12 protein-coding genes and 1 riboswitch are annotated in these 12,728 nt (G+C 37.9%); of the genes, 3 read left to right on the top strand and 9 right to left on the bottom strand.

What is annotated here, in order from left to right:
• Positions 1–14 precede the first annotated feature (14 nt).
• Positions 15–959: a DHH family phosphoesterase gene (locus ACIQXJ_RS14055; RefSeq protein WP_403054579.1), complete on the bottom strand. Its 945-nt coding sequence runs from the start codon at positions 957–959 to the stop codon at positions 15–17.
• A 90-nt stretch (positions 960–1,049) separates the two neighbouring features.
• Here ACIQXJ_RS14055 and ACIQXJ_RS14060 point away from each other — a divergent pair, with 90 nt between their 5' ends.
• Complete coding sequence (locus ACIQXJ_RS14060; protein ID WP_340823063.1) at positions 1,050–1,355, top strand: YtpI family protein; 306 nt, start codon at positions 1,050–1,052, stop codon at positions 1,353–1,355.
• 85 nt (positions 1,356–1,440) lie between these two features.
• Here ACIQXJ_RS14060 and ACIQXJ_RS14065 read toward each other — a convergent pair whose 3' ends face one another.
• Together ACIQXJ_RS14065 and ACIQXJ_RS14070 are read right to left on the bottom strand one after the other, a co-directional pair.
• Positions 1,441–2,748, bottom strand: a complete 1,308-nt coding sequence (locus ACIQXJ_RS14065; protein ID WP_340823061.1) for a DRTGG domain-containing protein — start codon at positions 2,746–2,748, stop codon at positions 1,441–1,443.
• Positions 2,749–2,900: 152 nt separating this feature from the next.
• Complete coding sequence (locus ACIQXJ_RS14070) at positions 2,901–3,584, bottom strand: metal-dependent hydrolase (protein WP_403054581.1); 684 nt, start codon at positions 3,582–3,584, stop codon at positions 2,901–2,903.
• A gap of 286 nt (positions 3,585–3,870) precedes the next feature.
• On the opposite strand from ACIQXJ_RS14070, the gene ACIQXJ_RS14075 reads away from it, so the two are divergent.
• Positions 3,871–4,959: a M24 family metallopeptidase gene (locus tag ACIQXJ_RS14075; protein ID WP_403054915.1), complete on the top strand. Its 1,089-nt coding sequence runs from the start codon at positions 3,871–3,873 to the stop codon at positions 4,957–4,959.
• Positions 4,960–5,391: 432 nt separating this feature from the next.
• Here ACIQXJ_RS14075 and ald read toward each other — a convergent pair whose 3' ends face one another.
• Positions 5,392–6,507 (bottom strand): alanine dehydrogenase, encoded by a 1,116-nt coding sequence (ald, locus tag ACIQXJ_RS14080; protein WP_340823056.1) that lies wholly within the window; start codon positions 6,505–6,507, stop codon positions 5,392–5,394.
• A gap of 299 nt (positions 6,508–6,806) precedes the next feature.
• Here ald and ACIQXJ_RS14085 point away from each other — a divergent pair, with 299 nt between their 5' ends.
• Entirely contained in the window at positions 6,807–7,256 is a 450-nt protein-coding gene (locus tag ACIQXJ_RS14085; protein WP_139860572.1) for a universal stress protein, read from the top strand.
• A gap of 45 nt (positions 7,257–7,301) precedes the next feature.
• On the opposite strand, the gene ACIQXJ_RS14090 is transcribed toward ACIQXJ_RS14085, so the two are convergent.
• The 5 genes from ACIQXJ_RS14090 to mbcS all read right to left on the bottom strand — a co-directional run bounded on the left by ACIQXJ_RS14090 (position 7,302) and on the right by mbcS (position 12,395).
• The gene (locus ACIQXJ_RS14090; RefSeq protein ID WP_403054583.1) at positions 7,302–8,231 is read right to left on the bottom strand and encodes a class I SAM-dependent methyltransferase; all 930 of its coding nucleotides are present in this window, start codon (positions 8,229–8,231) and stop codon (positions 7,302–7,304) included.
• Between the two features lie 88 nt (positions 8,232–8,319).
• Positions 8,320–8,823: a thiol peroxidase gene (tpx, locus tag ACIQXJ_RS14095; protein ID WP_403054585.1), complete on the bottom strand. Its 504-nt coding sequence runs from the start codon at positions 8,821–8,823 to the stop codon at positions 8,320–8,322.
• A 175-nt stretch (positions 8,824–8,998) separates the two neighbouring features.
• A complete protein-coding gene (locus ACIQXJ_RS14100) occupies positions 8,999–9,598 on the bottom strand; it encodes an RDD family protein (RefSeq protein ID WP_403054587.1) in 600 nt (199 codons plus the stop codon).
• A 12-nt stretch (positions 9,599–9,610) separates the two neighbouring features.
• Entirely contained in the window at positions 9,611–10,624 is a 1,014-nt protein-coding gene (gene sppA / locus ACIQXJ_RS14105; RefSeq protein ID WP_403054589.1) for a signal peptide peptidase SppA, read from the bottom strand.
• Between the two features lie 184 nt (positions 10,625–10,808).
• Positions 10,809–12,395: an acyl-CoA synthetase MbcS gene (mbcS, locus tag ACIQXJ_RS14110; RefSeq protein ID WP_403054591.1), complete on the bottom strand. Its 1,587-nt coding sequence runs from the start codon at positions 12,393–12,395 to the stop codon at positions 10,809–10,811.
• Between the two features lie 193 nt (positions 12,396–12,588).
• A riboswitch (TPP riboswitch) is annotated at positions 12,589–12,687 on the top strand.
• Positions 12,688–12,728: the final 41 nt, after the last annotated feature.

A 12,728-nucleotide genomic window follows, 5' to 3' on the forward strand; every position in this document is an offset into this window, starting at 1 on the left:
CTGCCTTTCAAAAATTATTGATATGTCTTACAAATGTCTTTCAAACGTGTAGTGACGCGATCCGCTTCTTGCCATGAATAGGCGGTTGCACCAGAAGCAAGTGGATGCCCACCACCATTAAATTCCTTCGCTAATGTGTTAATAATCGGACCCTTAGAACGCAGACGAACACGAATTTGGTCTTCCTCTTCTATGAAAATTACCCATGCACAAATTCCCTTTACGCTACCTAAGCAGCCCACTAAAAGCGATGCTTCAGATGGTACAACCTTGAATTCGGCAAGCAATTCTTTTGTCAGCTTAACATACGCTGCACCATTTTCATCCATAATGAAATTTTGGTAAATGTATCCTTGCAAAGTTAACAGCTTTTGTTCCATTTCATACATCCCATCGAAAATTTGATTTCGATCAAAGTTATATGTAATTAGTTCCGCTGCAACTTTAAATGTTTTTACAGTCGTGCTTGGGAATTGGAAACGACCTGTATCTCCTACAATACCAGCAAATAATAATCGTGCGGATGCATCTGAAAGTTTCCAATTTGCGATTTCTTTTCCTTCTTCAAAAAGCTCATAAATCATCTCACTGCATGAACTAGCAGTTGTTTCTACCCACAATAAGTCTCCGTATTGATCGTCATTAGGATGATGATCTATTTTTACGACCATTTTGCCTTTTGTATAGCGCTGATCGTCAATACGCTCAGTATTCGCCGTGTCTGTAACGATAACCAATGCATTTTCATATACTTCATCCGCTATTTGATCAGGTTCAGCTAAAAACGACAAGGATGTATCATGCTCACCAACAGCGTAAACTTTCTTTTCTGGATAATTTGCTAAAATTAATTCTTTTAACCCTAATTGTGACCCATATGCATCAGGATCTGGACGTACATGTCGATGAATAACGATTGTCTCATATGAAGCAATTGTGTCAATGATTTGTCTTTTCAAAATGGTTTCCCCCAAAATGATAGTAATAACCGTTAGCATTTTCCCTCAATTATCGTTACAATAATGTCTAGTTATGCTAGGAGGTTTACTATGTTCAATTTAATTTTTGTGTTTGCAATAATTATATCATTTGTCTTTTATTTTTATTTTAAAACAAAACAGTTCCGTTCTCCATTACCTATTGCTAAAAATTGGTACAAAAGTAAGTCGAATATTGGTTTAGGTTCTTTTATTCTTGCATTTGCATTGAACCAAGCTTACTTATTCCCTGGAACGTTTACATTTATCATTGTAGCAATTCTTGTCGTATTAGGCATCTTTGTTGTTGTTGAAAATATTAAAAAGGCTCGTCACTATGGTCAATTTGTTGATGAAGAGTTCCGTATTAATCGATAACTATTACTGCATTACACATATAATTGCAAAAAACTGTTAAAGGGATGACCTAGTATTTGCCCTAGGCCATCCCTTCTTTGTTTGCTTAACGCTCTAATAGCTGGAACATCATCATTGCTTTACCGACAAGCATTTGCTGATTAAATACTTCGAAGTCCATTTTTACGAACTTACGACTCATATCTAATATGCGAGGTTTGACAGTAAGTGTGCTTTCCATTTGAACCGGCTTGATGAAATAAATTGTCATGTTTTCTGCAACTGCATCGCCACGCTTACGACGCTTTAATGCAAATGATCCAACTTCGGCTAATAAAGTTGTAAATGCTCCATAAGAAATAGCCCCATATTGGTTTGTCATTTGCGGTGTCACTTTAAACTCCACGATTAAATCTTCATCGCCAAGCACTTTCATTTCATTTTTCACTAAATCATCAATGGTCTCACCGTGTTGAGGCTGTCTTTGCGCAAGCTGCAACGCCTTTAACACATCTTGTCGACTAATGACCCCTTGTAAAACATTATCGTCATTTACAATTGGCAGTAAATCGATGCCTTCCCAAATCATGCGATGCCCTGCTGAAGCGACGCTCATTTTCATTGATCCAGCAATTGGATTTTTCGTCATCACTTTCTCAATAAGCTCGTCCTCTTCCCTACCGATTACGTCTTTAACCGTAATCATTCCAACTAGCTTATTCATAGCAGTTACTACCGGAAAGGCACCATGAGTTGTACGCTCATTTAACTTATGGAAATGATGAATCGTTTCATCATTATGGAGCACAGATGTCTCGGTCATTGGCACAAAAATATCCTCAATAAATAAAATATCTTTTTTAATTAACTGGTCGTAAATCGCACGGTTAATCATCGTTGCCACGGTAAAGGTATCGTAACTAGTAGAAATAATCGGTAAATCTAGTGAATCGGCAAGCTGTTTGTTGTCATCCGTTGTATCAAATCCACCTGTAATTAATACAGCTGCACCTGCTCGGAGCGCATTTTCATGAGCTTTAAAACGGTTTCCGACGATCAGTAAGCTACCTGCATCTGTATAACGCATCATATCTTCTAATTGCATCGCACCGATTACAAATTTTGTTAAAGTTTTATGTAGACCGGTTTTACCACCTAACACTTGGCCATCCACAATATTAACAATTTCTGCAAATGTTAATCGTTCGATATTTTCTTTCTTTTTCTTTTCAATACGAATTGTTCCTACGCGCTCAATAGAACTTACAAGACGACGATTTTCCGCTTCTTTAATGGCACGGTAAGCCGTTCCTTCACTTACTTGCATTTCCTTTGCAATTTGTCGTACTGAAATTTTATCGCCCACGGGTAGTGATTCGATGTATTGTAAAATCTTCTCATGTTTTGTTGACAAAATATCACCTATTTCTCAAGCAATTAATTCTGTTATTAGTGTACCATATTTTTTGCGAAAATATTGAGTATAAAGGTGTAAAATGTTTTACGTTTCCCATTATTTCAACTACGCACGTGGTGTCAATCATTATAGTACAGCAACTTAAATGATTAGGAACAGTTTACTTTTTCACCCGCTTTTAAAGTTTGAACTTCTGCATTTTGCACTAAATTAGCAAAAATTTGCGGATCCTGTTCGATTGGAGGGAATGTATTATAATGGATTGGCACAACGATTTTCGGCTTTAAAAATGATACTGCACATGCCGCATCTTCAGGACCCATCGTAAAATTATCGCCAATTGGTAAAAATGCAACATCAATTGGATGACGCTCTCCAATTAATTTCATATCACTAAATAGTGCTGTATCACCAGCATGGTAAATTGTTAATCCTTCGATAAACAATAAAACACCTGCAGGCATACCCATATAAATAATTTCATTGTTTTCTGTTACATAAGAAGAGCCATGGAATGCCTGTGTAAATTTGACCTTTCCAAAATCAAACTCTCTCGCTCCCCCAATATGCATTGGATGCGCTTTCACACCTTGCCATGAAATCCAGTTTGCTAACTCATTCGGTGCAATAACTAGAGCATCCTTTTTCTTTGCAAGCTCCACTGTATCCCCCACATGGTCATTATGCCCATGTGTAAGCAAAATAATATCTGGTGCTTCTTCAGCAACCTTTAAATCAGTTTGGCTATTTCCATTAATGAAAGGGTCAATTAAAATTGTTTTACCATTTGTTTGAATTTTAACAACAGAATGTCCATGATAACTAATTTGCATTAATCGTTCCTCCTGATATTGAGAATATTTGCTCCATCTTTTAATTCGCTATCCATGCGCTTTTTCCCTTTTTTTGATATGCTTAAACAGGATATGAAAAGTGTATAGTGCTTAGCTTTTCCCGACATGCAAATGCTGAGAAAAAGCCACGCCGTGTTTTACTTTTAAGTAGTGGGCACTAGTAAACTTTGCCTTGCTTTCACCTTAAATAATTGAAGCTACATGAAGGCGTGCCGCTATAGGCTAACATCAGCAAACTAGGTGCAATATGAGGAGGAAATGGATGATGTCAAAAGTACAAGAAATCCAAAATTATTTACAAAAAAATCAAATTGATGCTGCTTTCATTACAACTCCCGATAATGTTTTTTACGTATCGGGTTTCAAAAGTAATCCCCACGAACGATTACTAGGGGTGATGATTTTTAAAGAGGCAGAGCCTTTTTTAATTTGTCCACAAATGGAGATTCCAGATGCAAAAGCTGCAGGCTGGTCATATGAAGTCGTCGGTCACCAAGATACAGACAATGCTATGGATATTCTTGCACAAGCAATTATAGCTCGCAATGTAAACCCATTAACGTTTGCAATTGAAAAAGCACAGCTTATTGTAGAGCGTTTAGAAGCTTTACAACAATCATTTCCACAGGCAAATTTTGTACGTCTAGATGAAAAAATTAATGCAATGCGTGTTATTAAAGATGAAGATGAGTTGAACAAGCTTCGTAAAGCCGCACAGCTTGCAGATTACGCAATTGAAGTGGGCTGTAAAGAAATTGCTGAAGGTAAAACTGAAATGGAAATCTTAACGGCTATTGAAAGTGCTATTCAAGAAAAGGGCTGTAAGATGTCCTTTGAAACAATGGTGTTAAGTGGTCCTAAATCGGCTTCACCACATGGTAAACCAGGCTCTCGTAAAGTCGAAAAAGGCGATATGATTTTATTTGACTTAGGAGTAATTTACGATGGCTATTGCTCAGATATCACACGTACAGTTGCATTTGGAGAGCCCTCTGAGGCACAAAAAGCAATCTACGATGCCGTATTAGCTGCTAATACAAATGCAATTGCGGCAGTAAAACCTGGAGTACGCGCAATGGATTTAGATAAAATTGCTCGCGATACGATTACTAATGCAGGCTATGGAGAATATTTCACGCATCGACTTGGCCATGGACTTGGTATTTCCGTACATGAATTCCCATCTGTTACAGGAGCGAATGAGATGGTTATGGAAGAAGGTATGGTGTTCACAATCGAGCCAGGTATTTACAAATCAGATGTGACAGGTGTACGTATTGAAGATGATGTTGTCGTTACAAATGATGGCGTAGAAGTTTTAACAAAATTCCCTAAAGACTTAATTGTACTGTAATTGACAAAGTGTTTTACAGTTAGAAATACTATGTAGAGGGTGGACCCATTACTTTGGTGTTTCCTTCAGATAGTCGACAAAAGAGAAAAAGTGTTAGATTGACTGCAATCAATCTAACACTTTTTTCTATGCCGTTGTTGTCCGTTACGGCGGTTGCTTTCCGGGGGCACACCGTAAGTCGCAACCCTCGCTAACGCGCGGTTTGTTGCGTCTTACATCTTGTGCGTTCCCTCAGGAGTCACCGCCTTCGCTACCAACAACTAGTGCTCTCTTCTAATTTTTTATTTATTGCAAAAGAAAGAATAGGCAAAACTTTACAAACACCTCTGTCGCCCTTTTGGCACTTTTTATGCCACCTAGATATATCCGCACAGAATGTATCTGCCCGTAGCAGAAATCAACGGCAGTAGTCTCTATTTTTATTATAAAATTTTATTTTATTAATTCATCAACATTCACATATGGCAAGTCTTGTGCTTCTGCTACTGCTTTATAAGTAATATGCCCGTCTAATGCATTAACACCCTTTTTCAATGCAGGATTGTCAATACATGCTTGCTTATAGCCTTTGTTTGCAATTTGTAACGCATATGGAATTGTATTATTTGTTAAAGCAATCGTTGATGTACGTGGTACAGCACCTGGCATATTGGCAACAGCATAATGCACAACCCCATGCTTAATATATGTTGGATCATCGTGTGTTGTAACGCGATCAGATGACGCAAAAATCCCACCTTGGTCAATAGCAATATCAACAACAACAGAGCCAGGTTGCATCGATTGAATCATTTCTTCCGATACTAGCTTCGGTGCTTTAGCGCCAGGAATCAGAACAGCCCCGACAACTAAATCTGAGCTTTTCACTGATTCTGCAATATTATAAGGGTTAGATATTAACGTTTGTACATCGCGACCAAACATGTCTTCTAATTGACGTAGACGTTCCGGACTTAAATCAATGACCGTTACATCCGCACCCATACCAACAGCGATTTTCGCAGCATTTGTGCCAGCAATTCCGCCACCGATAACAGTTACTTTCCCGCGTTGTACACCAGATACGCCACCTAATAAAATCCCTTTACCACCATGATTTTTCTCTAAATATTGCGCACCAATTTGAGTTGCCATTTTACCTGCAACTTCACTCATTGGCGTTAATAAAGGTAAAGAGCCATTTGCAAGTTGTACTGTTTCATAGGCAATACCTACAACTTTTTTATCTATTAATGCCTGCGTTAACTCACGCTCCGGCGCTAAATGTAAGTAGGTAAATAAGATTTGTCCTTCATAAAAGTAATCGTATTCCGATGCTACGGGTTCTTTTACTTTTAAAATCATTTCTTGAGCCCATGCTTCCTTTGCTGATGCAACAATATGCGCACCCGCTGCCGCGTAATCTGCATCTGTAAAGCTTGAACCTATACCAGCCCCTGCTTCAATATACACTTCGTGGCCAGCATGCGTTAATGAGACAACCCCTGCTGGTGTCATTGCTACGCGATTTTCGTTGTTTTTAATTTCTTTTGGAATACCAATCTTCATATTTCCAATCCCCTTTCATAACCTATGAACTAAGCAATATTTCACCAAAATACGATTCCTCGTAGATGATGACCCCCTTGCACTTCCATCTTACCAAACAAGTGAAAAAAATGCTTTAATTAAAGCAAATACTATTTAAATTCACAACATTTTTAAAATACTAAATATTACTACTAATCAAGCAAAACGAGGTATTTCATAGTAAACGCCTTTACTTATTCACAAATTTTCTCCGGAAAGTATTTCCTTTAGAAAATGATTTGGTATAATTACATTATACAAATAGGGAGGTAATACAAATGGCTAATCATTATAAAAGCATTGTAGTTGCAGTAGACGGTTCTAAAGAAGCGGAGTACGCTTTTCGTAAATCAATTGACGTTGCTAAACGTAACGAAGGTGCTGTATTAAACCTAGTAAACGTAATTGATACGCGTTCATTTGCTGCTATTGAAGCATATGACCGTTCAATTGCAGAACGTGCACAAGCTTTCTCAGAAGAATTATTAAATGGTTACAAAAAACAAGCTGAAGATGAAGGCTTAGCAAACGTAAACCTTATAATTGAGTATGGATCTCCTAAAAATATTATTACAAAAGAGCTTTCTAAAATCGTAGATGCAGATTTAATTATTTGTGGTGCTACTGGTTTAAATGCAGTAGAACGCTTCCTAATCGGTTCAGTTTCAGAAGCAATCGTACGTTCAGCTAATTGTGACGTACTTGTTATTCGTACACCAGAAGCTTAATAAGGCAATACATAAAAAGGTATCCAAATTTGGATACCTTTTTTATTATTTCTCTTCTTGCCACATTTTCACTTTTTCAAAGAACATCGCAAGAGCTTGTTTATTTTGCATATTGGGTACTTTCGCCAATAATACTTCTTTCGGAGCTTTAAAAGCTTCCCCTTGTTTTTGTAAAATAACGATGCTTTTTTCAAGCGATTTATTAGCAAACATCGTATCTGGCAATTGAATTATTGCTTGAATCCAAGCATGCTTTTGAATGTACTTATGCAGTTGCTTAGACTGTTCGGATTCAAAGAGATGCGTCGGAGCTAGGAAAAATAAATAGCCCCCATCCTTCGTATAATTAACCGACTGCTCAATAAATAAATGATGTGCATAGCTCATGCCTTCAGATGCACAAAGCTCATAATCTACTGCCACTTCCTCATTCGGATAGTAACCGACTGGTAAATCACAAACAATGGCATCTACAGGATCAACTAATAGGTCTTGCAAAGCATCCTGTCGATATAAAGAAACTGGCTGCTCTGTTAAATCTGCTGTTGCTGCGGCTAATCGAATAAGTAACTCATCAACCTCCACACCAGATGCCTCTACTTTACCATCGAGTAAATTCATAACAGTTAACAGTAAGTTACCAGTGCCAACTGCTGGGTCCAACATAGTCAGTTTTTCTTTTGCTAATCGATCCGCAAAAATTTGTTCTACGAAATAGCCAACTAATAGACCAAGAGTATCTGGCGTCATTTGATGATTTGGCTGGGAACCTTTTCGCATACCTTTTAAAATAGCAATTTGAATGGACTTGCGCACGTCTTCTTTCGTTGCACCTTGCTGTGAGAAATCTACATCCCCATCAAGCCAAGCCTCTAGTCCATCAAGTACACCCTCTAATAACGTCGTATCTTGCTCTTTTTCTATTTTTTCTGCATGCTCATTTAGCATCCCAAATAGTTTTTCAATCTTTTCCATACATAACTTCCTTTCACGCAGAAAAGAGCCGTGACAAACTCTGTCACAGCCCTTTTGTCTAGTATTATCTTAGCCTAAAAGAAGCAAATTATGCTAGTGCTTTAACTGCTGCAATTGCTGCTTCATAGTCTGGATGATCTGTAGCCTCAGGTACATACTCGACATAAGTCACTTTTCCAGCTGCATCTACCACAAATACTGCACGTGCTAGAAGACGTAATTCTTTAATATATACACCATATGCTTCACCGAATGAAAGATCACGATGATCTGAAACTGTTTGAACTGCATCAATTCCTGCAGCCCCGCACCAACGTTTTTGAGCAAATGGCAGGTCAACAGACACTGTATAAATAACTACGTTATCTCCTAAATTTGCAGCTTCTTCATTAAAACGACGTGTTTGTGCATCACATACGCCTGTATCTAATGACGGAACAACACTAAATAAGCGAATTTTACCTTCTGAATCTGTTAAAGAAACAGGTGATAAATCATTTGCTAATACTGTGAAATCCGGTGCTTGGTCTCCAACCTTTACTTCTTTACCTATAAGTGTTACTGGACCTTTTTTAAATGTAATTTGTGCCATGAAAACGCCTCCTAATCATCATATGTACATAATCTTACTAAATGTAGGGAATTAATTGCAACTCGGACAGCTTATTATAGGCAAACTTTGTGAATGCCAGTAATCTGCCTCCTAATATTGCTCGGCAACAGCCCAAAACAGAAGAGCCACCTCATGCGTTGGAGGTGGCCCAGTATTATTCTTCTTCAATTTTCTCCACTATCTGTTCAGGCTCTTTTGGTTTTTCCTGAGTTGGTGTCGCTAATTGTGCTGTTTCTTTTGCTACGTATACTTTTTCATGGACAACCGTCGTATCTGCAAAATAATCATGTATGCCTTGGTTGTCAGGTAAAATCGCAACAAAAATATAAAGTGGCATAATTATGTTACTAATTAAGCGACCAATCCATTCTCGGAACAGTACATCTGACCATGTAAGTTTGTCATGCTCTAGTGAGATAACGCGCAGTCCAAATGCCATTTTCCCTAACGTTTGCCCGAAAAATTTCGTCATTAGAACAAAATAACAATAATAGAGAATAGCTGAAATAATTGAGATTGGTGCATACCAGACCGAATCCGATAGTGACCAGTCCATTAAGTAAAATATCGGATTGGCAACGATGCCACCAACAGCTGAAATAATTAATCCATCTAAGACAAATGCCCAAAAGCGCACCCAAAATCCTGCAGTCTTCAATTCGTAATTTGTAGTCACTATTGGTGTCGTTGGCTTATCTAGCAGTTCTTGTTTAATCGAGGGTGACCCTTGCAAAACGAATTCATTGTTTGTCATGGTATGCCCTCCTTAGTATTCACCATATAAGTACATCATTTTCGGTGCCTTGTATTCCGTCATAATTTTCATTAGCATTTTTTCTTCAGCCGATGGGCCAAAAAGAGAGCTTACTTTCATCCCAATTAATGACGGTAGGCCACCTTGATCATAGCTGTATTCAAACAAAACTGCATCCTCTAAACCGTAATCTTGGCGTAGAGCTGCAATAGCTGCTTGCTCGTCGCCAATTTCATCGATTAAGCCAGCTTCAAGAGCCTTTGTACCACCAAGAATTCGACCATCTGCCACTTTTTTCACGTCGGCTTCAGACATATTTCGTCCTTGTTCAACAATATCAACGAACTCTTCATACGATTCGTTAATCATGTCCTGCATCATAGCGCGTTCTTCTGCTGTAATTTCACGCGTTGGACTCAACATGTCTTTATGTTGCCCAGATTTAAACGTCTCAAACTTCACGCCAACTTTTTCTGCAAGTTCCTGATAATTAATAGATTGCATAATTACACCAATTGAACCTGTTATCGTATCACGATGTGCATAAATTTTATCTGCTGGTGCTGAAATGTAGTAACCACCTGATGCTGCCATCGAATCCATTGACACATAAATTGGAATTTGACGTTCCTCTTTAATTTGTAACAGTTTTTTATAAATTTCTGCCGATTCCTTTACACCGCCACCTGGTGAATTAACACTAAGAACAATACCTTGTACTGAATCATCATATAAAATATTGTCCAACTGATTTAAGAAAAACTGGTGATCATATGCAACGGTTTGCCATAATGTGTTCGATCCAACATCTTGAATTGTTCCATCCACTTTTAAATAGGCAATACGCTTACTATAATCTTCACCCTCAATAACCGTTTCATAAACATCTAAATTATTTCCAGCAACAATGCTGTCAAAATTACTAAAGAAGTCTGATTTAAATATTGCAAAAATCGTATTAATCCCTAATGAAAATACTAACAACACAGCTGCAATAGCCAAGGCTATCCACCTTTTCACATTCATACAAACGCCTCCTCAACACGTTATACGTCTTAATGTCCAAAACGTTTCACTTTTAAGTAATTTTTATGTAAAAATGTTCTGTTGTTTATTATTTTACTATAAATAAAAGGGGCTACAACAAAAAATCAAAAGTTCATAAAAAAACATGAACTTTGATTTTCCGACTTTATTTCCTAGGAAATATTTATTGATGTGTGTAATGAGCTTTTTCTTGTTGTCGTAATTCGACACGACGAATTTTACCAGATGCAGTCTTCGGTAACGCTTCTACAAATTCAATCGCACGTGGATATTTATATGGTGCAGTCATTAATTTCACATGGTTTTGTAACTTTTTAATAAGTGTTTCATCCCCAGTCTCATCTTCACGAAGGACTATAAATGCCTTAACAATATTTCCTCTTACTTCATCTGGACTAGCAACAACAGCAGCTTCCTTTACTGTAGGATGTTTCATTAATGCATCTTCTACTTCAAATGGCCCTATTGTATAGCCTGAAGAAATAATGACATCATCTCCGCGACCCTCAAACCAAAAATAGCCATCAGCATCTTTATAGGCACGGTCTCCAGTTATATACCAATCTCCGCGGAATTGTAGGTTTGTGCGTTCAGGATCTTGGAAATATTTTTTAAAGAGTGCAGGTGTTTCGCGATGCACTGCAATATCCCCAACAACACCTTCAGACACAGGATGTCCTAGGTCATCAATTATTTCTACTGTATTTCCTGGTGTCGGTTTACCCATTGAGCCGACGCGCGCTTCCATGCCAACCATTGTCCCAACAAGTAACGTATTTTCCGTTTGGCCGTAACCATCACGAACCTGTATATCAAACGTTTCTGAGAACACTTTTACAACTTCACTATTCAGTGGTTCACCCGCTGATACAGCTTGGCGAATCTCACTTAAATTATAGTCCTGTAAATTATTGAGTGTTGCCATAAAACGATACTCTGTCGGTGTACAACATAATACATTTACTTTAAATTTTTCAAGCAATGACAAATAAATTGATGCATCAAATTTGCCTTTATAAACAAAAGCTGTTGCACCGCTTCCTAAAGTTGCTAGGAACGGACTCCAAATCCATTTTTGCCAGCCAGGTGCCGCAGTAGCCCATACTATATCATTTTCTTGCACACCTAACCAATTCGGTGCTGTTGTCCGTAAATGAGCATAACCCCAGCTATGCGTATGAACAGCTGCCTTAGGATTGCCAGTTGTCCCACTTGTATAGGCTAAAAAAGCATTGTCTGTACTTTTTGTCGGTGTAGGATTCGTATAGTCTGTAGGATGCTGCTCCATTTTTTCAAGCAACGGCTGCCATGGTGCATGAGCATGTCCAATAACATATTGCAAAATACCATTTAAGTTTTTTACTTCGTCAAATTGCTCAATATATGGCTCGTAGGCAATTATTCCTTTTGCATTTGCATGTGTGATTCGATATTCAATATCCTTTGTACGTAACATTTCTGAACTAGGGATAATCGTTAAGCCCGCTTTCAAAGCCGCTATGTAGACGATATATGCCTCGACAGATCTTGGAACCATAACTAAAAGCACGTCGCCTTTTGTTAGTCCTTGCGAAGTAAATACATGGGCCGCCTGATTTGCTTTTTCAAGTAAAGTTGCATATGTAATGTGTTGAATTTCTTCGTGATTGTTATAAACAATTAATGCATTTTTAGTAGGGTCCTGAGCATACTTCTCAATCTCCTCAACAATGTTATACCATTCTGGTGCGATTAAATCCTGTCTTTTCATAATAACTTCCTCCTTATTGCTAGGTTTATTATAAAACTCATTTTTTATGATTTTCAATGGATGAACCTTATTTTAAGAAAGTCATGACAATTATCATGGTTTATTATATGGCATCAGTCACTGCTTTCCAGATAATGATAAAACGCTATTGAATACTGTGGATAGGTATGTTACATTTTGGACAACTAAAACTTCATGATTGCAGGGGGACTCTTAGTGAGTTGAGAAGGTAAAACCTGACCCTTTGAACCTGTTAGTTAATACTGACGTAGGGAGCAACACACATCTTATTATTGATGATAAGCTCTTTTTACGTGTATACTTTGCACGAAA

It is taken from the genome of Lysinibacillus sp. NPDC097868 (assembly GCF_044761135.1).
GTDB lineage: Bacteria > Bacillota > Bacilli > Bacillales_A > Planococcaceae > Lysinibacillus.

What these genes read in the sequence shown, in the direction of transcription:
- ACIQXJ_RS14060 (WP_340823063.1), top strand. Translation starts at nt 1,050, where the DNA reads ATGTTCAATTTAATTTTTGTGTTTGCAATAATTATATCATTTGTCTTT.
- ACIQXJ_RS14100 (WP_403054587.1), bottom strand. Translation starts at nt 9,598, where the DNA reads ATGACAAACAATGAATTCGTTTTGCAAGGGTCACCCTCGATTAAACAA.
- ACIQXJ_RS14085 (WP_139860572.1), top strand. Translation starts at nt 6,807, where the DNA reads ATGGCTAATCATTATAAAAGCATTGTAGTTGCAGTAGACGGTTCTAAA.
- ACIQXJ_RS14070 (WP_403054581.1), bottom strand. Translation starts at nt 3,584, where the DNA reads ATGCAAATTAGTTATCATGGACATTCTGTTGTTAAAATTCAAACAAAT.
- mbcS (WP_403054591.1), bottom strand. Translation starts at nt 12,395, where the DNA reads ATGAAAAGACAGGATTTAATCGCACCAGAATGGTATAACATTGTTGAG.
- tpx (WP_403054585.1), bottom strand. Translation starts at nt 8,823, where the DNA reads ATGGCACAAATTACATTTAAAAAAGGTCCAGTAACACTTATAGGTAAA.
- ACIQXJ_RS14075 (WP_403054915.1), top strand. Translation starts at nt 3,871, where the DNA reads ATGTCAAAAGTACAAGAAATCCAAAATTATTTACAAAAAAATCAAATT.
- sppA (WP_403054589.1), bottom strand. Translation starts at nt 10,624, where the DNA reads ATGAATGTGAAAAGGTGGATAGCCTTGGCTATTGCAGCTGTGTTGTTA.
- ACIQXJ_RS14090 (WP_403054583.1), bottom strand. Translation starts at nt 8,231, where the DNA reads ATGGAAAAGATTGAAAAACTATTTGGGATGCTAAATGAGCATGCAGAA.
- ald (WP_340823056.1), bottom strand. Translation starts at nt 6,507, where the DNA reads ATGAAGATTGGTATTCCAAAAGAAATTAAAAACAACGAAAATCGCGTA.